This is a genomic window from Mesorhizobium sp. ISC11 (assembly GCF_037162595.1).
Lineage (GTDB): Bacteria > Pseudomonadota > Alphaproteobacteria > Rhizobiales > Rhizobiaceae > Mesorhizobium > Mesorhizobium ciceri.
The window spans coordinates 1101487-1121164 of sequence record NZ_JAVSPW010000001.1 but is presented as its reverse complement, the minus strand read 5'-3'; the positions used below and the strand labels follow the sequence as shown (position 1 = coordinate 1121164).

17 protein-coding genes and 1 pseudogene are annotated in these 19678 nt (G+C 63.1%); 9 read left to right on the top strand and 9 right to left on the bottom strand.

Annotated features, from left to right (window positions below):
* Window positions 1–113: 113 nt before the first annotated feature.
* The 4 genes from RPF88_RS05625 to RPF88_RS05610 all read right to left on the bottom strand — a co-directional run bounded on the left by RPF88_RS05625 (window position 114) and on the right by RPF88_RS05610 (window position 5396).
* Entirely contained in the window at window positions 114–980 is an 867-nt protein-coding gene (locus RPF88_RS05625; RefSeq protein ID WP_337121908.1) for an acyltransferase family protein, read from the bottom strand.
* Between the two features lie 545 nt (window positions 981–1525).
* Window positions 1526–2323 carry an FAD binding domain-containing protein gene (locus tag RPF88_RS05620; protein WP_027160445.1) on the bottom strand — a complete coding sequence of 266 codons (798 nt, stop codon included), beginning with the start codon at window positions 2321–2323 and terminating at the stop codon, window positions 1526–1528.
* A gap of 113 nt (window positions 2324–2436) precedes the next feature.
* Complete coding sequence (locus tag RPF88_RS05615) at window positions 2437–4785, bottom strand: xanthine dehydrogenase family protein molybdopterin-binding subunit (RefSeq protein WP_013531266.1); 2349 nt, start codon at window positions 4783–4785, stop codon at window positions 2437–2439.
* A gap of 113 nt (window positions 4786–4898) precedes the next feature.
* On the bottom strand, window positions 4899–5396 hold the full coding sequence (locus RPF88_RS05610) for a (2Fe-2S)-binding protein (RefSeq protein WP_013531265.1): 498 nt from the start codon (window positions 5394–5396) through the stop codon (window positions 4899–4901).
* Window positions 5397–5659: 263 nt separating this feature from the next.
* Here RPF88_RS05610 and RPF88_RS05605 point away from each other — a divergent pair, with 263 nt between their 5' ends.
* On the top strand, window positions 5660–6844 hold the full coding sequence (locus tag RPF88_RS05605) for an FIST signal transduction protein (protein ID WP_050580471.1): 1185 nt from the start codon (window positions 5660–5662) through the stop codon (window positions 6842–6844).
* A gap of 14 nt (window positions 6845–6858) precedes the next feature.
* Window positions 6859–8199 carry a hybrid sensor histidine kinase/response regulator gene (locus RPF88_RS05600; protein WP_013531263.1) on the top strand — a complete coding sequence of 447 codons (1341 nt, stop codon included), beginning with the start codon at window positions 6859–6861 and terminating at the stop codon, window positions 8197–8199.
* 35 nt (window positions 8200–8234) lie between these two features.
* On the opposite strand, the gene RPF88_RS05595 is transcribed toward RPF88_RS05600, so the two are convergent.
* A complete protein-coding gene (locus RPF88_RS05595) occupies window positions 8235–8918 on the bottom strand; it encodes a response regulator transcription factor (protein WP_337121907.1) in 684 nt (227 codons plus the stop codon).
* 175 nt (window positions 8919–9093) lie between these two features.
* Here RPF88_RS05595 and RPF88_RS05590 point away from each other — a divergent pair, with 175 nt between their 5' ends.
* The 4 genes and pseudogenes from RPF88_RS05590 (at window position 9094) to RPF88_RS05575 (ending at window position 12045) form a co-directional block, all read left to right on the top strand.
* Complete coding sequence (locus tag RPF88_RS05590) at window positions 9094–9789, top strand: fumarylacetoacetate hydrolase family protein (protein WP_064994030.1); 696 nt, start codon at window positions 9094–9096, stop codon at window positions 9787–9789.
* A gap of 4 nt (window positions 9790–9793) precedes the next feature.
* Window positions 9794–10444, top strand: a complete 651-nt coding sequence (gene maiA / locus RPF88_RS05585; RefSeq protein ID WP_337121906.1) for a maleylacetoacetate isomerase — start codon at window positions 9794–9796, stop codon at window positions 10442–10444.
* Window positions 10434–10912, top strand: a pseudogene (locus RPF88_RS05580) (DUF4262 domain-containing protein). The gene maiA and the pseudogene RPF88_RS05580 overlap by 11 nt, the downstream one beginning before the upstream one ends.
* Before the next feature lie 92 nt (window positions 10913–11004).
* Window positions 11005–12045: a zinc-dependent alcohol dehydrogenase family protein gene (locus RPF88_RS05575; RefSeq protein ID WP_337121904.1), complete on the top strand. Its 1041-nt coding sequence runs from the start codon at window positions 11005–11007 to the stop codon at window positions 12043–12045.
* A gap of 18 nt (window positions 12046–12063) precedes the next feature.
* On the opposite strand, the gene RPF88_RS05570 is transcribed toward RPF88_RS05575, so the two are convergent.
* Window positions 12064–12954, bottom strand: a complete 891-nt coding sequence (locus RPF88_RS05570; protein WP_027160452.1) for a DMT family transporter — start codon at window positions 12952–12954, stop codon at window positions 12064–12066.
* 104 nt (window positions 12955–13058) lie between these two features.
* Here RPF88_RS05570 and RPF88_RS05565 point away from each other — a divergent pair, with 104 nt between their 5' ends.
* Window positions 13059–14462, top strand: a complete 1404-nt coding sequence (locus RPF88_RS05565) for an aminotransferase-like domain-containing protein (RefSeq protein ID WP_337121903.1) — start codon at window positions 13059–13061, stop codon at window positions 14460–14462.
* Between the two features lie 234 nt (window positions 14463–14696).
* Entirely contained in the window at window positions 14697–15893 is a 1197-nt protein-coding gene (cml, locus tag RPF88_RS05560; RefSeq protein WP_337121902.1) for a CmlA/FloR family chloramphenicol efflux MFS transporter, read from the top strand.
* Window positions 15894–15942: 49 nt separating this feature from the next.
* Here the strand turns inward: cml and RPF88_RS05555 are convergent, their stop codons facing one another.
* Window positions 15943–16836 carry a LysR family transcriptional regulator gene (locus RPF88_RS05555; RefSeq protein WP_337121900.1) on the bottom strand — a complete coding sequence of 298 codons (894 nt, stop codon included), beginning with the start codon at window positions 16834–16836 and terminating at the stop codon, window positions 15943–15945.
* 128 nt (window positions 16837–16964) lie between these two features.
* Between RPF88_RS05555 and RPF88_RS05550 the strand changes: the two genes are divergently transcribed.
* Complete coding sequence (locus RPF88_RS05550; protein ID WP_337121899.1) at window positions 16965–18416, top strand: MFS transporter; 1452 nt, start codon at window positions 16965–16967, stop codon at window positions 18414–18416.
* Window positions 18417–18454: 38 nt separating this feature from the next.
* Here RPF88_RS05550 and RPF88_RS05545 read toward each other — a convergent pair whose 3' ends face one another.
* Window positions 18455–18952 carry a MaoC family dehydratase gene (locus RPF88_RS05545; RefSeq protein ID WP_013531248.1) on the bottom strand — a complete coding sequence of 166 codons (498 nt, stop codon included), beginning with the start codon at window positions 18950–18952 and terminating at the stop codon, window positions 18455–18457.
* Window positions 18953–19142: 190 nt separating this feature from the next.
* The gene (locus tag RPF88_RS05540; protein ID WP_024503818.1) at window positions 19143–19571 is read right to left on the bottom strand and encodes a phasin family protein; all 429 of its coding nucleotides are present in this window, start codon (window positions 19569–19571) and stop codon (window positions 19143–19145) included.
* Between the last annotated feature and the right edge of the window lie 107 nt (window positions 19572–19678).

Genomic DNA, 19678 nt, shown 5'->3' with positions numbered 1-19678 from the left:
AGCAGGTCATTGCTTTCCCGAAAGTTAGATTAGAAACAATTAATTGACTGTCTGCTTACGAAGCGCGATCCCTCCACCTGCACTCACGATCATCTGGCCGGGCACGACGGCATTCACCAGTTGCGGTTGAGCCATTCGCGCGCCGGGCGCTCTATGAGGTAGTAGCTGCAGGCCGCGCAAGCGAAGACCGCGGCCAGCATCGGTATCGGCGCGCTGCCTTGCTCATAGACGAATTTGTAGAACGGCTGCTGCCATAAATAGAGCGAGTACGACCACAGCCCCAGCGTCGCCATCGGCCAGGACGACAGCAATCCGGAAAAATACCGTGGGCTGAAATCGAGTGCGTTGACGGCCAGAGCCAGCAGCGGCACCGCGAAGAGATAGTGCATCGGCGTCGGCACCCGATCCAGGAACAGGACAACGGCACAGACCGTCGCCACCAGGGCCACATGCTTGCCTCTCAAAAACGCCGGCAGCCTGCCGTCGGCCTTGAGCAGGCAGATCGAAGCCGACAGCAGGATCGACGCGATGTGCACATCCGTGCGCCAATAAGTGGTTTCGTAGTCCATCCCCAAGACCCAGTACGAAACCGCGCCATTGGCCATGGCCAGCAAGGCCAGCGCCAGGAGCAGCACGACCACGCGAGAGCGACTTGAGACGATGACGCTGATCAGCGCCAGGATGATGTAGGCGTGCTCCTCGATGCAGAGCGACCAGATATGGTCGAGCGCCCCTGCCCGAGCCACGAGAATGCCGGCATAATTGTAGGTGAATGTCAGCGCCGTCAGCGCGGCCTTCCATTTGAAGGCGAGGAACGTGCCGGAGAGCGCGATCATCGCGACGACTACGAAGACCAGAAGAGCCGGATAGATGCGGGAGAAGCGGCGTTTGAAGAATTTTTTCAGCGGGTAGCGTTCGATGAACAGGATCTCGCCCATCAACCGGCCGCTGAGCACGAAGAAGAATTCGACGCCCAGCACGCCAAGATTGATTCCCGGAACCGGAAAGAAATGGCCGATCAGAACCAGCGCGATCGAAGCCCGCGCCAGCCGTCGAGATAGGCCAGTCTTGTTCTGGTTGATCTGTCGGCGGCGGATCGGGACGGAACGACATGCGTCGCGGAAATGTCGGTCATGCCGATCCTCTCGCAATAGGTATGCGAAGGGTACGACGGTACATTTCGAACCCAGCTCGCATTCCCGCCCAGTCCATATTGCAGTGCAATATGAATTTGTGCAAGTGCGAGATTGCTGCCGGATCAGGTCCGGGCGATGTATCGGCCGGAATTGCTTCAAGCAGTGCGGCGGCCATGCCAGCAGCAACTGAACGGATGCAGGCCGCCGCACGACAAAAAAGGGGCCACGGAGGCCCCCTTTCCTTGTCTGCGACTGATCGAAACTCGCCCTGGCGAGTCATATGGTGGTGGTTTCGAGAACCGGAGCGGAGCGTACTTTTGGTACGTGAGCACCGGAAGCACAGAAAACGCCATCAGATGGCCGCCGGAGTAGAGTTTCCAAACAGTTTCTCAGGCGTTGGCTGCCGCAACCGCGCGCTTGGCCATCACCGCGATCAGATTGGCGCGATAATCGGCCGAGGCATGGATGTCGGTCATCAGATTCTTCGCCGGCACTTTCACACCTTCCAGTGCCGAGGCCGCGAAATTCTTGGCCAATGCTGCCTCGATCTCCTTCGAGCGGAAGACGCCGTCATCGCCGGCTCCAGTGACGGCGACGCTGACGCCATCCTTGCCCTTGGCAACGAACACGCCGACGATGGCGTAGCGCGATGCCGGATTGCGGAACTTTTCATAGGCCGCCTTGGCCGGCGCGGTGAAGGTGACCGCGGTGACGATCTCGCCTTCCTTCAACGAGGTCTCGAACAGACCCTTGAAGAATTTGTCGGCAGCGATCTCGCGCTTGTTGGTGATAATGGTGGCGCCCAGCGCCAGCAGCGCCGCCGGATAATCGGCCGCCGGGTCGTTGTTGGCGATCGAGCCGCCGATCGTCCCCTTGTGGCGCACCGCCGGATCGCCGATCAGTGACGCCAGATGGGCAATCGCCGGACAGGCCTTCTTCAGCTTCTCGTCATTGGCAACGGCGTGATGCGTGGTGGCGGCGCCGATGGTGACGGTCTTGCCCGACACCTTGACGCCCTGCAGCTCCGCGATCCGCGACAGGTCGACAAGGTCGGACGGCGCGGCAAGCCGCGTCTTCATCGCCGGGATCAGCGTCATACCGCCCGAAAGCAGCTTGGCGTCGCCTGTCTTGACCAGCTTGGCAGCATCGGCGACCGAGGCGGCGCGGTGATAGTTGACTGCGTACATGGAATTCTCCCTTGGGTGAATGGGCGAATAGGGAGTAGCGAATAGCGAATAGGATCTATCCAGTCGCACCGCCTTCTCTTCCCTATTCGCTACTCCCTATTCGCTATTCGCTTTCAGTGTTTCGTCGCGCGGATCGCGGCCCAGACGGTGGACGGCGAAGCCGGCATGGCAAGATCGTTGCTGCCGATGGCGTCGGTGAGGGCGTTGATCACCGCCGGCGGCGAGCCGATGGCGCCGGCCTCGCCGCAGCCCTTGATCCCCAACGGATTGCCCGGGCATGGCGTGTTCGAGGTCGAGACCTTGAACGACGGCAGATCGCCGGCGCGCGGCATGGTGTAGTCCATGTAGCTCGCGGTCAAAAGCTGGCCGCTATTGTCATAATGGGCGCCTTCGAGCAGCGCCTGGCCGATGCCTTGCGCCAGCCCCCCATGCACCTGACCCTCGACGATCATCGGGTTGATGATGTTGCCGAAATCGTCGGCAGCGACGAACTGGACGATCTCGGTGACGCCGGTTTCCGGGTCGACCTCGACCTCGCAGATATAGCAGCCCGCCGGGAAGGTGAAATTCGACGGATCGTAGAACGCCGTCTCCTTCAGCCCGGGCTCCATGCCGCCCGGCAGATTGTGGGCAGTGTAGGCGGCCAGCGCCATCTGGAACCACGGCACGTTCTTGTCGGTGCCGGCGACCTTCAGCGCGCCATTCTCGATGACGATATCGCCTTCGTCGGCCTCGAGCAGGTGTGCCGCGATCTTCTTGGCCTTGGCCTCGACCTTGTCGAGCGCCTTGACGATGGCCGACATGCCGACTGCACCCGAGCGCGAGCCATAGGTGCCCATGCCCATCTGCACCTTGTCGGTATCGCCATGCACGATCGAGACCGAATCGAGCGGTACGCCGAAGCGCTCGTTGACCAGTTGCGCGAAGGTCGTCTCATGGCCCTGGCCGTGGCTGTGCGAGCCAGTCAGCACCTCGATCGTGCCGACCGCGTTGACGCGCACTTCCGCCGATTCCCAAAGGCCGACACCGGCGCCGAGCGAGCCGACGGCAGCAGACGGCGCGATGCCGCAGGCTTCGATGTAGCAACTCATGCCAATGCCGCGCAGCAGCCCCTTCTTGGCGGCGGCGGCCTTGCGCTTGGCAAAGCCGGCATAATCCGACGCCTTCATTGCCGCATCGAGCGAAGCGGCATAGTCGCCGGCATCATAGCACATGATGACCGGCGTCTGATGCGGAAACGCTGTGACGAAGTTCTTGCGCCGCAGCTCGGCCGGCGAGACGCCGAACTGGCGGGCCGCCGTCTCCATCATGCGCTCCATGACGAAGGTCGCTTCCGGCCGCCCTGCCCCGCGATACGCATCGACGGGCGCGGTGTTGGTATAGATCGCCTTCACATTGGCGTGGATGGCCGGGATATTGTACTGGCCCGACAGCAGCGTCGCATAGAGGTAGGTAGGCGTCGCCGACGAAAACAGCGACATATAGGCGCCGAGATTGGCCTGGGTTTCGACCTTCAGGCCGAGGATCCTGTGGTCCTTGTCGAAGGCCATTTCAGCATGGGTGTGATGGTCGCGGCCATGCGCGTCGGTCAGAAAACTCTCGGTCCGGTCAGCCACCCATTTGACCGGCACCCCGGTCTTCTTCGACGCCCACAGGCAGACGATCTCTTCGGGATAGATGTAGATCTTCGAGCCGAAACCGCCGCCGACATCGGGCGCAATCACGCGCAGCTTGTTTTCCGGCGCGACATTGTAGAAGGCGCTCATCACCAGCCGCGCCACATGCGGGTTCTGCGAGGTCGTCCAGCAGGTGTAGTGATCCTCGGCCTTGTCGTAATGGCCAAGTGCGGCGCGCGGCTCCATGGCGTTAGGCACCAGCCGGTTGTTGATGATGTCCATCTTGACCACATGGGCTGCCTTCCCGAAGGCCGCTTCCGTGTCGTCGGCATTGCCGATGTCCCAGTCGAAGATCAGATTGTTGTCCGCTTCGGGGTGGATCTGCGGCGCACCCTTGTCCATCGCCTTGGAGGCGTCGACGACGGCCTTCAACTCCTTGTAGGTGATCTCGACCGCCTCGGCGGCGTCACGCGCTTGCCCCTTGGTCTCGGCGACGACAATGACGACGGCGTCACCGACATAACGGACCCGGTCGAAGGCGAGTGGCGACCATGCCCCCATCTTCATCGGCGAGCCGTCCTTGGAGTGGATCATCCAGCCGCAGATGAGATTGCCGATGCCATCGGCCTTGAGTTCCTTGCCGGTCAGCACGCCGATGACGCCGGGCATGCCTTGGGCCTTCTTCACATCGATCTTCTTGATCTGCGCATGCGCGTGCGGACTGCGCACGAAGGCGGCGTGCTTCATGCCGGGAACCACCATGTCGTCGACATAGCGGCCGGCGCCCGTGATGAATCGTTTGTCTTCCTTGCGCGCGACCCGAGCGCCAACACCTTCAATGCCCATCAGAAATTCCTCCCGAGATTGTAGGGGAGTAGGTGAGTAGGGCAGTACGGCAGTAGGGAAAAATTGGCTCCGATTCCCTACTGCCCTACTGCCTTATTGCCCTACTGCCTCGTTCAAGCCGCTTGTTTCGCCTTACCCTTCGACCCCTTCATCGTCGTCGATGCGGCGAGGATCGCCTTGACGATGTTGTGGTAGCCGGTGCAGCGGCAGATGTTGCCGTCGAGCTCGGCACGCACCGTCGCCTCGTCGAGCCCTTCGGGGTGGCGGCCGATCATGTCGGTCGCCGTCATGATCATGCCCGGCGTGCAGAAGCCGCACTGCAGCCCGTGATGTTCCTTGAAGGCGGCCTGCACCGGATGCAGGTCGGCGCCATTTGCCAGGCCCTCGATCGTCAACACGGTCGAGCCGGAGGCCTGCACCGCGAGCATCGTACAGGATTTGACCGCCTTGCCGTCGACGTGGACGACGCAGGCACCGCATTGCGAGGTGTCGCAACCGACATGCGTGCCGGTAAGGCCGAGATTTTCCCGCAGGAAGTGAACCAGAAGTGTTCGGTCCTCGGCAGCACCGCTGACCCGCTTTCCGTTCACCATCAACGAAACGTCCGACATGGTCCCTCCCTGGGTATCAACCTTGGTCATCACGTTGCCAACGCGGCGTTGGCGCATCGGCCATGCGTTATTGGTACACCGCACATCGGACAAAAAACAGCACGTCGCAAACGCGGCACATTGTACTTTCGGTCATGGCCGCGCCCAAACATGCGGTGCCGGTGGCCCCATTGCCAAACCGCCGATTGAAGGCAACAATGTCGGTCGACGCCCGCGCGCCAGAAGCATTTAAAACAGCCGCGCACAAAAAAGCGTCGGAGGAAATGCGGAGAACATCGCTGGCCAATTCACAGACGCGCTATGCATGCGGCCTGTCGGCGCTCACCACGGACGAGCCCGACATGGAGGCGTTCGCCAAGGCGATCGCACTGGAAGCAGCCGCCATCGACGCGGGCTTTGCCCTGCTGTTCTTTTCCCAGAGCCTGGTCGAAGCCAGCGCCCTTTCCCAGGCGCTCATGACCCACGCGCCGGCGCTCCACCACGCCGGCTGCTCGACTGCCGGCGAGATCACGCCGCAAGGTCTCGAGGATGGTCATGTGCTGGCCATGCTGCTTCCGTCCCCCGCGTTTACCGCCGTCAGCGTGATGGTCGAAAATCTGTCCTCGTCGGGTATGGACAGGATCACCGGCGAGGTCGAGACCCTGCGGCGATCGCTGCGCGCACGCCTCGGTTGCGATCGGACCAAAGGCACTTTCGCGCTCTGCTTCATCGACGGGCTCTCCTATGCCGAAGAAGCGGTGAGTTCAGCCATCCACTGGGGTCTCGATGACATTCCGCTGCTTGGCGGCTCCGCCGGCGACGATCTGAAATTCGAGACGACGCGCCTGATCTCGAACGGCAAGGTCACCTCCGACAGCGCCATCATCGTGCTGATATCGACCGAAATTCCCTTCCATGTCTTCAAGACCGACAATTTCGTTCCCACCGATGAGAAACTGGTGGTGACGGCTTCCGATCCAGATCACCGCATCGTGCGCGAGTTCAACGCCACCAATGCGGCGCAGGAATATGCCGCGTCCGTCGGTATCGTCGCGCAGATGCTGACGCCACTGAGCTTCGCCTCGCATCCCGTGGTGGTGAAGGTGGGCGGACAATATTATTGCCGGTCGATCCAGAAGATGCATGCCGACGGCTCGCTGTCGTTCTTCTGCGCCATAGACGATGGCGTCGTGCTGTCGATCGCTCAGCCCAAGGACATGGTCGAATCGACGCGCGCCGCCCTGCGCGACGTCGAGGAGAGGCTTGGCGGTATCGACATGATCCTCGGCTTCGACTGCGTGCTGCGCCGGCTGGACGCACGCAATCGGCAGGTGTTTCGCGAAATCTCGGAACTCTACCGGGTCAACAATGTCATCGGCTTCGGCACCTATGGCGAACAGTACCGGTCGATGCATCTGAACCAGACTTTCACCGGCATCGCCTTCGGCGAGCGCCAGGCGGCGGAATAGGACGGCGCAACGAGATGCCGCTGAGGGACATAAACGATCTTGAAAAGCTGAAGAAGATCAACGCGGCACTGGTCAGCCGCGTCGAGCGCTCGATGGACCAGCAAGGCAACGCCTTTTCGCTGTTCCAGACCACGATCTCGCTGGAAAACCGGGTGCGTACACGTACCGAGGAACTTCACTCGACCTTGCGGCGGCTGGAGCAGTCGAACATTGACCTCAGTGCCGCCAAGGAAAACGCCGAACTGGCGAACCTGTCAAAAACCCGTTTCCTCGCCGCTGCCAGTCACGACGTGCTGCAGCCGCTGAATGCCGCCCACCTTTCGGTTTCGGCGCTCGCCGAAGTTCAGACCAGCGACGAGGGCAAGAAACTGGTGCGGCAGGTCGAGCGCTCGCTGGAGACGATGGAGGACCTGCTGCGAACCCTGCTCGACATCTCCAAGCTCGATGCCGGCGTGGTGCAGCCCGACATAAGCGACGTCAGCCTGGAGGCGCTGTTCTCGTCGCTCCGCTCGGATTTCCTGCCGGTGGCGGAGATGAAAGGCCTGTCGCTGAAATTCCGGCCGGTCCATGCCGTGGTCCGCTCCGACCGCACGCTGCTGCGCCGTATCCTGCAGAACATTCTCTCCAACGCGCTGGGCTATACACGCTCGGGCGGCGTGCTTGTCGGCACCAGGCATCGCGGCGACACCATCCGCATCGACGTCGCCGACACGGGCTGCGGCATTCCCGACGACCAGCGCGAGGCGGTGTTCGAGGAGTTCCACCGCGGCACCTCGCCGGCCAATGCCGAACTGGACGGTGGCGGTCTCGGGCTCGGGCTCGCCATCGTGCGCCGCATGGCCAGCGCGCTCGGCCATCCCGTGACATTCTCGTCGAAGGTCGGACGCGGCACGATCTTCCACATCGATGTACCCGTCGGCATCGGTGCGCCAGCCGATGCCATCGCCAGCGTTGCCGACATGGAACGGCCGCGCGGCTATGGCCTGTTCGGCACCAAGGTGCTGCTGGTCGAGAACGATATCGAAGTGCTGCAAGCCATGACCTTCCTGCTCGAACGCTGGCAATGCCTGGTGCGGGCCGCGACCTCGACCGACGATGCGCTCGACATGCTTGGCGACACCGACTGGGTGCCCGACATCGTCATTGCCGACCAGCATCTCGACGGCGGCGATCTCGGCACCACGACCATCGCCGAAGTCCGCGACTATCTCGGCCGCGCCGTGCCGGCGCTGATCGTCACCGCCGATAGTTCGGAAGCGGTCGCCAAAGCCGCCCGCTCCGGCGGCATCGAACTGATGCGCAAGCCGCTGAAGCCGGCCCAACTAAGGGCGCTGCTGGCGCATTTGCTGGCTTAGCTTCATACCCTCCCCTTGAACGGCAGGGTAAAAGCTCAAAACCCAGCCTGATCGCGAAACAACTCCGCATTGTCCAGCTTCGACACCTCGATCACCGCTTGCGTGCGGCTGTACACATTGAGCTTGCGCAGGATTTCCGACACATGCGCTTTCACCGTGGTCTCTCCCACCTGCAGCTCGTAGGCGATCTGCTTGTTGAGCAGGCCCTGGCGCAGCATCTGCAGCACGCGCAGTTGCTGCGGCGTCAGCGTCGACAGGCGTTGCACCATGTCGGCGCGGTCGGCGCTGTCGGCATCCGGCGGCCGGCCTTCATAGGTCTCCGGCACATAGATCGCGCCTTCCATCACCGAGCGGATGGCTACGGCGAGGTCGCTCTTGCGCGCCGATTTCGGGATGAAGCCGGCAGCGCCATAGGACAGCGCTTCGGAAATGATCTTCGGCTCCTCGTAACCAGAGACGATCACCACGGGCAGGCGCGGATAGCGGGTCCGGAGTTGCAGCAGGCCGTCAAAACCGTGCACGTCGGGCATCGAGAGGTCGAGAAGCGCGAGGTCGAACGGCTTGGCATCGGCCAGAAGATCGAGCGCCTCGGTGATCGAGCGCGCCTCCACCGTGTCGACTTCCGGATAGGCCATCTGCACGGCGCTGTGCAGCGCCTCACGAAACAGCGGATGGTCGTCGATGATCAGGAACCGGGCGCGATCGTGGGTTGCGGTCATGGGGTTCATTTCAGTTCGTGAGCGATTAGAATAACCTCTCCACCATGGCCAGATTATTGCCAAATAGTATATCGCCATCTCCGGCGGAAAGTGCCGCCGGCACTTTCTCGACCAAATCGCCTTGTCCAGGCCCCCAAATCGGTCGAATGTTCCGGCAACCAAGCAGAGACCCTTGATGACAGAATTCGTCCTTCCCCTGCCCGCAACCGCATCGGTGGCCGTTGCCGGCTCGTCCGATCGTTTTGCGGTGCGCCGTATCTACTGCGTCGGCCGCAACTACGCGGCGCATGCCCGCGAATTCGGCAATGACGAGCGTGATCCGCCCTTCTTCTTCACCAAGCCGGCCGACGCGGTGGTCGATTCCGGCACCGCTATCCCCTACCCGCCGCTGACGGCCAATCTGCACCACGAGATCGAACTGGTGGCCGCGATCGGCAAAGCCGGCTTCCGCATTCCCCGCGACAAGGCGCTGGACCATGTCTGGGGCTATGGTGTCGGCATCGACCTCACCCGCCGCGACCTGCAGGACGAGGCCAAGAAGGCCGCCCGGCCCTGGGACTGGTCGAAGGCCTTCGACCGCTCCGCCCCTTGCAGCCCGTTGGTGCAAGCGCACGAATCCGGCCACCCACAGAAGGGCCGCATCTGGCTCGCCGTCAACGGCAAGGTCAGGCAGGATGCCGACCTCGCCGAACTGATCTGGCCGATACCGGATATCGTGTCGATCTGCAGCGAGGCGATGGAGCTCGAGCCCGGCGACCTGATCTTCACCGGTACGCCAGCAGGCGTCGGCGCGGTTGGCCCCGGCGACACGATGACCGGCGGCGTCGACGGCATCGGGACCATCGAAGTGACCATCGGCCAGCCGAAGTGAGGCCATGAGCGAACTCGTCCTGCACAACTACTACCGCTCCTCCACCTCGTATCGGGTGCGGATCGCGCTGGAGATGAAGGGGCTGAGCTACGACTACGTCCCGCATCATTTGCGCCATGGCGAGCATCTGGAACCAGCCTATCTCGCGGTCAATCCGCAAGGGCTGGTGCCGGCGCTGATCCTCGGCGACGGCACGCTGCTGACGCAATCGCTGGCGATCATCGAGTTCCTCGACGAGACCAAACCGGAACCACCGCTGCTGCCGAGGGATGCGGCCGGTCGGGCACGGGTCAGAATGCTGGCGCAGATGATCGCCTGCGACATCCACCCGGTGAACAATCTGCGCGTGCTGACCTCGCTGCGCACGCTGTTCGGCGCGGGTGACGAAGACATCACCAACTGGTTCCGCCACTGGGTGAACGAGGGCTTTCAGCCGCTTGAAAAAATCCTGGCCTTGTCGGCGGAGACCGGAACATTCTGCCATGGCGACGCGCCGGGTCTGGCTGACATCTGCCTCGCCGCACAGCTTGCCAGCAATGCCCGCTTTGGCGTCGATCTGACGCCCTACCCGACGATCGCGCGCATCAACGCCGCCTGCATGGCGCTGCCGGCCTTCCAGAAAGCGGCGCCCCAGAACCAGATCGATGCCGAATAGAGAAGCCACCGATCCAGAGGAAGTAAAGGCGCTTGCCGACATCGAGGCCTATGGCTGCCATATCCTGTACGTGCTGGAGGAAGGCGACCTGGCGCCCTTCGCCTATTCAGTCGGTATCGAGCACAATTTCGGGGCTCCAGAATTGGTCGTGATAGGTCTGAAGCCTGAAATCTCGCAGTCCATCATCAACGAGTATTGGAGACGGGTCCACTCAGGCGAGGTTTTCGAACCAGGACAGCGAACGTCGGGCTTCGTCAAAGACTTCGACTGCCAGTTCGGCGCTGTTCATATCGAGCACTACCCCGAGCATTTCGGCTGGATCTCTGGTTCTACGACGGCCCGGATTTCCGTGTCTTGCAGCTGATTTTTCCGACGACTGAAGGCATCTGGCCATGGGACGCCGAGGCCGACGACTGGTTCCGAGCCTGGCAGCCGCTGCTCGACACGGCTCCCGCGTCCCAGGCCTGATCGACGGCATCAATTTCGGACTCGCCGCGCCAAGGAATCGGCTATCTTCGCGCTTCGATGCGCGTGGTCCGTGAAATTATTTGGAGTTATCGATGAGAGCCGTCGTCTTCGAGAAATTCGGCGAAGCGCCGAGGATCCAGACCGTTCCTGATCCGAAGCCGGCAGCCGATGGCGTCGTCATCAAGGTCGAGGCGACCGGTCTGTGCCGCAGCGACTGGCATGGCTGGATGGGTCATGACGATGGCATCACGCTGCCGCACGTGCCGGGCCACGAACTTGCCGGCATCGTCGTCGCCGCGGGCAAGCAGGTCACGCGCTGGAAGGCCGGCGAGCGCGTCACAGTGCCGTTCGCCGTCGGCTGCGGCCGCTGCTTCGAGTGTAATTCGGGCAATCACCAGGTCTGCGAGCACCAGACACAGCCTGGCTTCACCGGCTGGGGCTCGTTTGCCGAATATGTCGCCATCGAACATGCCGACACCAATCTTGTGCGCCTGCCCGACGAGATGGAATTCGCCACCGCCGCCAGCCTCGGCTGCCGCTTCGTCACTTCGTTTCGAGCCATTGTCGACCAGGGCCGGGTGAAGCCGGGCGAATGGGTCGCGGTGCATGGCTGCGGCGGCGTCGGCCTGTCGGCGATTATGATTGCCAGCGCCATGGGCGCCAATGTCATCGCCATCGATCTCACCGACGAGAAACTGGATTTCGCCAAAAAGATCGGCGCCGTCGCCACCATCAATGCATCTACGACGCCGAACGTGGTCAAGGCGGTCAAGCAGATCACCAATGGCGGCGCGCATATGTCGATGGACGCGCTCGGCCACCCCACCACCTCGTTCAATTCGATATCCAATCTGCGCCGGCGCGGCCGCCATGTGCAGGTCGGTCTGATGCTGGGCGAGCATGCCCGGCCGCAGGTGCCGATGGACAAGGTGATCGCCTTCGAGCTCGAAATCCTCGGCAGCCACGGCATGCAGGCCTATCGCTACCCCGCGATGATGGAGATGATCCGCCACGGCAAGCTCAAGCCGGAACTGCTCGTCGGCAAGAGGATCAGCCTCGACGAGGCGCCCGCAGCCTTGATGGCGATGGGCGGCTTCGAGGGCATCGGCATTGGGGTGGTGACGAAGTTTTAGGCGAGGACGGCACCGTCGTCAGGCAATCGCGCGTCGTGGCAATTCCTGCTTCGCGAATCGCTTGGCGCCTACGACGCAAAGCACGACGCCAAGCGTAACGACCACCATCAGCGGGCTGACCTGCTCGTGCAGCAGCGTCGCTGCCAGTGCCAGCCCGAAAAATGGCTGCAGCAGCTGCAACTGTCCGACCGCGGCGATGCCGCCTTGCGCCAGGCCGCGATACCAGAACACGAAGCCGATCAGCATGCTGAACAGCGAGACATAGGCAAGCCCCATCCACGCACTGACGCCGACGCCGTCGAACGACGGCGGCATGGTCATCAGCGTCAGCACCAGCATGACCGGCAGCGACAGCACCAGCGCCCAGCAGATCACTTGCCAGCCGCCGAGCCTGCGCGACAGCGCGGCGCCCTCGGCATAGCCGAGGCCGCAGGCGATGATGGCAGCCAGCATCAGACCGTCGCCGACCGGCGAGGCCGTCACGCCCTGCGTCAGCGCAAAGCCCGCGACCAGCGCGCTGCCGATGCATGAAAACAACCAGAACGCCGGGCGCGGCCGATCGCCGCCGCGCAGCACCCCGAATATCGCAGTGGCCAGCGGCAGCAGGCCGACGAAGATAATGGAATGGGCCGTGGTGACGTGCTTGAGCGCCAGCGCGGTCAGCAAGGGAAAGCCGACAACCACGCCAAGTGCCACGATCACCAGCGACAGCAGATCGCCGCGCTCCGGGCGTTTCTGCCGAAACAGGAGCAGCAGCGCAAGGCCAAGCAGTCCGGCAATCGCCGCTCGGGCCGAGGTCAGGAATGTCGGATCGAATTCCCTGACCGCCACCCGCGTCGCCGGCAGCGAGCCGCTGAAGATCAACACACCGATGAATCCATTCATCCAGCCACTCGCGGTCTTGTCCATCGTATGCTCCGTTTGTCGGCTCCGTATCAGGCGGAGCCGGTAGTATCGCCAGAGACAATGCGGTACAATTATGCAAAACTGTCATGGTCAGCAGAGCAGTACGGATGGACAAGCAGACTACAGGAAGCGAGAGCGGCGGTACGCTGGTCGAAGGCGTCATGGCGACGATCCGCCAGCGGATCGCGGCGCGCAGCCTGACGCCGGGAGCGCAATTGCCTTCGATCCGCGCCTTTGCCAAATCCATGCGAGTGTCCAAATCCACCGTGGTCGAAGCCTATGAGCGGCTCGCCGCCGAAGGCGCGATCCGCTCGCGGCCGGGCTCCGGCTTCTATGCCGCCGGATCGCTGGCGCCGCTGTCGCTGGCCGAAATCGGCCCCCGCCTCGACCGCGCCGTCGATCCGCTCTGGATCTCGCGACAGTCCCTGGAGGCCGGCGATGACATGCTGAAGCCCGGCTGTGGCTGGCTGCCCGCTTCATGGATGCCACAGGCAGGGCTGCGCCGGGCGCTGCGCACGGTGGCGCGTGCCGACGATGTCGCACTGGCCGATTACGGCACGCCGCTCGGCCTGCCACCGCTGCGGCAATTGCTGGCGCGGCGCATGGCCGGGCATGGCATCGAGGCCTCGCCCGAGCAGATCATGCTGACGGAATCAGGCACGCAGGCCATCGACCTCCTGTGCCGGTTCCTGATCGAGCCCGGCGACACCGTGCTGGTCGACGACCCCTGCTACTTCAACTTCCACGCCCTGTTGCGCGCTCACCGGGCCAAGGTCGTCAGCGTTCCCTACACGCCGTCGGGGCCGGATATCGATCTGTTCGCGCAGGCGTTGGCCGAGCATCGGCCACGCCTCTACATCACCAATTCCGCCATCCACAATCCGACCGGCGCGGTGCTGTCGCCAGTCACCGCGCACCGGCTGCTGAAACTCGCCGATCAATCGCAATTGACCATCGTCGAGGACGACATCTTCGCCGATTTCGAACATGCGCCCGCCCCCAGGCTGGCGGCGTTCGATGGTCTCAACCGCGTTGTCCATATAGGCAGCTTCTCCAAGACGCTGTCGGCATCGGTTCGCTGCGGCTTCATCGCCGCACCGCGCGACTGGATCGAGCCCCTGACCGACCTCAAGATCGCCACGACCTTCGGCGGCGGGCGGCTCGCGGCCGAACTGGTGCTGACGTTGCTGAAGGACGGCAGCTACCGCAAGCACATGGATTTGCTGCGCGCGAAGCTTGCGCGCGCCATGGGCGAGACGGCCGCCCACCTGAAAGCGATCGGCATCACGCCGTGGATCGACCAGCCGGCTGGCCTCTTCCTGTGGTGCAGTCTGCCGGACGGCGTCGATGCGGCCGAAGTCGCCCGCCGCTCTCTGGCCGACAACATCGTGCTGGCGCCCGGCAACGCATTCAGCCTGTCCGGAACGGCTGGCCGTTTCCTGCGCTTCAACGTTGCCCAATGCGCGGACGAGCGGAATTTCAGGGTGCTCGAGGCGGCGATGGCGCGTTGACGCGCATCAAGCTGATCCTGTTGCCTGGGCAACCTTCGGCTGCTAGGGAAACGCGAGCGCACTCGAGAGAATGTCTGCGCCGTCATTTTCCGGGATAGCGTTTATGGGAACCAGCAAGTCAGCAGACAAGTAGGCCGCAACAGCACTTCGTTGTTGCGGCGGCCCGTCATTTCCCATCTTCATTGAGAACGGCAGATCGCCGCCAAATGTAGCCATTTGAGCGGATGTTCAATCATGCCTTTTCCAAAAAACCCGACATGGACCACTTCCCTGCCAGCAGCCATGGTGCTGATGGCGCCCTTCGACATCCTGGCCTCGCTGGCCATGGACATCTACCTCCCGATTGTCCCGGCGATGCCAGGGATCCTCGAGACATCGCCTGATGTCATCCAGCTGACGCTGAGCCTCTACATGATCTGTCTTGGGCTCGGCCAAGTCGTCTTCGGCCCGGTTTCCGACAGGATCGGCAGGCGCCCGGTGCTGATCGGTGGCGCGCTTTTGTTTTCAGGCGCTTCCTTTCTGCTCGCCAGCACCTCGCTGGCCGCTGTCTTCGTCGTCCTGCGCGTCGTGCAGGCCATTGGTGCGTCCGCCATTCTCGTTGCAACCTTCGCAACGGTTCGCGACGTCTATGCGCAAAGACCCGAAAGTGCCGTCATTTACGGCCTGTTCAGCTCGATGTTGGCTTTCGTGCCGGCGTTGGGGCCGGTTGCCGGTGCGTTGATTGCCGACAATTTCGGCTGGCGGGCGATCTTCCTGACGCTCGGAGTCCTGGCCACGGCAGCTACCCTCAATGCATGGCCGAAATGGCACGAAACCCGCCCCTCGAATGGCGATACCAGGCGAATGGCGCTTCGACCCATTCTCTCCAGTCTTGCCTTTTGGACCTACACGCTTGCATTCAGTGCCGCCATGGGCGCCTTCTTCGTGTTCTTTTCGACTGCGCCACGGGTGCTCATGGATCGGGCCGGCTTTTCACAGTTCGGCTTCAGTCTAGCCTTCGCCACCGCGGCGCTGGTGATGATCGTCACCACCCGCTTCGCCAGAAGGTTCATTGCAAGCTGGGGCATCGCCGGCAGTGCCATCAGGGGCATGGCGATGCTGCTGTTCGGCGCGGCGCTATTGGCAGTGGGGCAACTGTTCGCACAGCCGTCCTTCGCGACATTTATCTTGCCGATGTGGGTCGTTGCCGTGGGTATCGTCTTCACTGTCTCAGTCACCGCAAACGGTGCACTCGAGGCGTTTGGCGATGTCGCGGGAACCGCAGTCGCACTCTACTTCTGCATCCAGAGCCTTGTCGTCGGCATCCTCGGCACGTTGTTCGTCGTCCTGCTCGGCGGAGACACGGCGTGGCCGCTGGTCGCCTACTGTTCGGTCATGGCGACGCTCACACTAAGCGCACTGAGGCATTTGCAGAAACGCCAAACCGAATAGACTGGACAGATGAGAAGCCTGGGCGGTTGGCTCAGGCTTCTCATCGTTGTCAGCGCGACGCCGCACACACCTCCCGCACACAGTCGCGCAACCAGCGTTGCGCCGGATCGGCATCGAGGCGCGGATGCCAGAGCATGGAGATAGTGACTTCCGCGGTGGCAACCGGCAGGGGAAAACTGCGCATGCCGGCGCGTGCGCCCTCGGTATGCCGCTCCGGAACGCTGGCGATCAGGTCTGATGTGCGGGCCATGGCAAGGGCTGCCGAGAAACCGGAAACCATGCACACGACGGTCCGCCGCAGCCCGAGCCGGTTCAAAGCCTCGTCGATCGGCCCTTTCTCGCGGCCACGCCGTGAAACGCTGATGTGTCGGCCTGCGGCATAGCGCTCAGGCGTCACCGCGCCCTCGGTCAAGGGATGGCCCGTTCGCACAGCGCCGATGAAGCGGTCGCGAAGCAGCGCCTGGATGCGCACCTCCGGGCCGGTCTCGCCAGCGACGCCTATGTCCAGATCGATCGCCGCGTCGCGCAGCGACATGACGTCCCGGTCGGACTTCGGTGCAAAGCGCAGCCGCACGCCGGGCGCATCGGCCTGGATACGGGCAACGAGACGAGGTGCGAACTCTTCGACGAAGCTCTCATTGGTGCGCAGCGTGAAGACCTTGTCCAGGTTCGGGAGATCGAGCAAGGTGGCAGGGCGCAGGATCGCCTCCGCATCCTGGACGACACGGCCTACCTGCTGTCGCAGTTCTTCCGCACGCGGCGTCGCCACAAGGCCTCGACCGGCGCGAACCAGCAGCGGATCGCCCGTCGCCTGGCGCAGTCGCGCCAGCGTGCGGCTCATCGCCGAAGGGCTGAGGCGTAGGCGGCTGGCGGCGCGCGCCACGCTGCCTTCGGTCAGCAGGACGTCGAGAGCGAACAGTAAGTTGAGATCGGGTGATGTCATCGGCAGATCATGACATGATATGGCGCCAAACGCACGAATAAGATGCAAATGCTGCGCCTTCCGCCACATTGGCCAAGGAACTAGATCTCCAGCAGTTCCGGTTGTGGGACTGATGGAAGGAGATCGCCGTGGCAATCGCTGAGCAAAATCCGGACACGCTGACATCGGCGCCACCACGGATGCAATCCGCCGGCTGGGCGTTGGCAAGCCTGTCGCTCGCCACACTGCTGTCGTCGCTGGGAACCAGCATTGCCAGCGTCGGGCTGCCATCGCTGATGCAGAATTTCGGCGCGACGTTCCAGGCCGTGCAATGGGTTGTTCTGGCCTATCTCCTCGCCATCACCACACTGATCGTCAGCGCCGGCCGGCTGGCCGACATGTTCGGGCGCCGACCGTTGCTGCTTGGGGGCATCGCGCTGTTCACGTCTGCATCGGTGCTCTGCGGCCTGGCGCCGACACTCTGGCTGCTGATTGCCGCACGCGCCGTGCAGGGACTTGGCGCAGCGCTGATGATGGCGCTGACGCTGGCCTTCGTCGCCGAAACCGTGACCAAAGACAGAATCGGCGGCGCCATGGGCCTGCTCGGCGCCATGTCCGCGATCGGCACGACACTTGGCCCCTCGCTCGGCGGCCTTTTGATCACCGGCTTCGGCTGGCGGGCAATCTTCCTCGTCAATGTCCCGCTGGGAGTGCTCACCTTCGTTCTTGCCTGGCGTGCCCTGCCGGCACGCAATAAAACCGCGCGGCTCGACCGAGGCACGTTCGATGTCGTGGGCACCGCCCTGCTGGCCCTGACGTTGGCCGCCTATGCGCTGGCGATGACGCTGGGCAGAGGCAATTTCGGCACGCTCAACATCGGCCTGCTGATCGCCGCCGGCACCGGCGTTTTTCTTTTCGCCGCGCAGGCGAGAGTGAAAAACCCCTTGATCCGGCTTGCCAGCTTCCGCGATCTTCAGCTGAGTGCCAGTCTCGCCATGAGCCTCGTCGTCGCCACGGTGATGATGGCGACGCTGGTGGTGGCTCCGTTCTACCTGTCGCGCGGGCTCGGGCTGGATGCTGCAATGGTGGGTGTGGTGCTGTCGACCGGCCCGCTCGTCTCGACCTTGTCGGCGTTGGTGGCCGGACGCCTGACCGACCGCTTCGGCGCTCATAGGATGATGGTCGCAGGCCTGCTCAGCCTCACGACAGGCACGTTCCTGCTGTCGCTCGCCGTGACCAGATTCGGCATTGCCGGCTATGTCGTTGCGATCACCGTCACCTGCATCGGCTACGCGCTGTTCCAGACGTCGAACAATGCAGCCGTCATGACCGGCGTTGACGCGGGTCAGCGCGGCGTCGTCTCCGGTCTGCTCAACCTTTCGCGCAATCTCGGGCTCATCACCGGCGCCTCGTTGATGGGCGCCATATTCGCCGTCGCATCGGCCGAAGGGCACGAAGGCATTGGTCTTCTGAGTTCCGAGGCCGCCGCCCGGGGAATGCAGGTCACCTTTCAGACGGCGACGGTGCTGGCGCTGGCTGCGCTGTTCCTCGCACTGCTCTCGGCCCGCGCCACAGGCCGCGCAGAATCCAGGGCTTCGTGACGCGCACACCGCTCAGAGAGTAGAATTTCCAAACAGGCTCAGGCACCTGCCCGCTTGCGGCGTTCATAGAGCATGACCAGCGTTTCCGCCGTCAAGGCAGGCTTTTCCTCGCCTTCGATCTCGACCGTGTTGGCCGCCTTCATCAGATACTGGCCCGGGCCCCTGTCCTCCATGGACAGCAGCGTGATGCGCAGTCTGATGCGGGCGCCGACCCTGACCGGCGCCAGGAAGCGTACTTTGTCGAAGCCATAATTGAAGGCGGCCTGCGTATTCTCGGGCACGATGCCCATGCCGAGCGCCAGCGCGCCGATGATCGACAGCGTCAGATAGCCATGCGCGATCGTCGTGCGGAACGGGCTTTGCCGCCGCGCCCTTTCAGGGTCGACATGAATCCATTGATGGTCGCCGGTGCATTCAGCGAACTGATCGATGCGGTTCTGGTCGACCGTCGTCCACTCCGACACGCCGAGTTCCAGCCCGGCCATCGTCCTCAACTGCTCGTAGGTAGGCGGCGTTTTAGGCCGTATTTCGTTCATTCCTGGTTTCCCGATCGCTTCCAGAGCCTCCGGACCACGAACTGACGGCCTCTGTCAATTCGCTCTACGCGAATCCGTTCCGTCGATCTCGGCCGCAATCGTGCCACGCCGCCGGCGCAGTCGCAGGCCAACTCGGGCTTTCCGGGCTTCAGGGCGGCCGGCAGCCATGAAACGGTCCCGGCCACATCCGCTACTTCTTCTCGTAGCCGGCGCGGATTTCCTCCATCGCCTCCTTGATGCGGGTGCGCAGGATGTCGACCGATTCGGCACCGGATTTCTTGACCAGTTCAGCCACTTCGCCGGCATTTTTCAACGCGGCCTCGAAGGACTTTCTGGCAAACTCCGTCTGTTTGGCCATCAGTTCCTGCGGATTGCCCGGCGCCCTGTAGCTTTGCGCCATATCGGTGACCTCGCGCAGCGTATCCTGCAGCATCTCGCGCTGCCGGGACAACAGCGAGGTGGCGCCGGCGGCACCGGCTCGTGCCGATTTCTCCAGCGCTTCGAGGTTCTTGCGATGATGGGCGAGGATCGCCTCGACATCGACATTCGGCACCTTCAGGTCGCGGCCGAACCTGCCGAACATGTCCATGAAGGAATCGGATTCCGGTTGTTTTGCCATGCTTGTTTGCTCCCCTTTGCCGCGGATGCGGGCACCCTCGGATGGAGAATAACACTCGCGTGCCGTGAGTCCATTCGGACGCGGAGGAATGAGCGCCAGTCTGGCCG

Excerpts from the sequence above, each read along its gene's own strand:
- RPF88_RS05620 (WP_027160445.1), bottom strand. The coding sequence starts at position 2,323 with ATGTACGCAGTCAACTATCACCGCGCCGCCTCGGTCGCCGATGCTGCC.
- RPF88_RS05615 (WP_013531266.1), bottom strand. The coding sequence starts at position 4,785 with ATGGGCATTGAAGGTGTTGGCGCTCGGGTCGCGCGCAAGGAAGACAAA.
- RPF88_RS05610 (WP_013531265.1), bottom strand. The coding sequence starts at position 5,396 with ATGTCGGACGTTTCGTTGATGGTGAACGGAAAGCGGGTCAGCGGTGCT.
- RPF88_RS05605 (WP_050580471.1), top strand. The coding sequence starts at position 5,660 with ATGCGGAGAACATCGCTGGCCAATTCACAGACGCGCTATGCATGCGGC.
- RPF88_RS05600 (WP_013531263.1), top strand. The coding sequence starts at position 6,859 with ATGCCGCTGAGGGACATAAACGATCTTGAAAAGCTGAAGAAGATCAAC.
- RPF88_RS05595 (WP_337121907.1), bottom strand. The coding sequence starts at position 8,918 with ATGACCGCAACCCACGATCGCGCCCGGTTCCTGATCATCGACGACCAT.
- RPF88_RS05590 (WP_064994030.1), top strand. The coding sequence starts at position 9,094 with ATGACAGAATTCGTCCTTCCCCTGCCCGCAACCGCATCGGTGGCCGTT.
- maiA (WP_337121906.1), top strand. The coding sequence starts at position 9,794 with ATGAGCGAACTCGTCCTGCACAACTACTACCGCTCCTCCACCTCGTAT.
- RPF88_RS05575 (WP_337121904.1), top strand. The coding sequence starts at position 11,005 with ATGAGAGCCGTCGTCTTCGAGAAATTCGGCGAAGCGCCGAGGATCCAG.
- RPF88_RS05570 (WP_027160452.1), bottom strand. The coding sequence starts at position 12,954 with ATGGACAAGACCGCGAGTGGCTGGATGAATGGATTCATCGGTGTGTTG.
- RPF88_RS05565 (WP_337121903.1), top strand. The coding sequence starts at position 13,059 with ATGGACAAGCAGACTACAGGAAGCGAGAGCGGCGGTACGCTGGTCGAA.
- cml (WP_337121902.1), top strand. The coding sequence starts at position 14,697 with ATGCCTTTTCCAAAAAACCCGACATGGACCACTTCCCTGCCAGCAGCC.
- RPF88_RS05555 (WP_337121900.1), bottom strand. The coding sequence starts at position 16,836 with ATGACATCACCCGATCTCAACTTACTGTTCGCTCTCGACGTCCTGCTG.
- RPF88_RS05545 (WP_013531248.1), bottom strand. The coding sequence starts at position 18,952 with ATGAACGAAATACGGCCTAAAACGCCGCCTACCTACGAGCAGTTGAGG.
- RPF88_RS05540 (WP_024503818.1), bottom strand. The coding sequence starts at position 19,571 with ATGGCAAAACAACCGGAATCCGATTCCTTCATGGACATGTTCGGCAGG.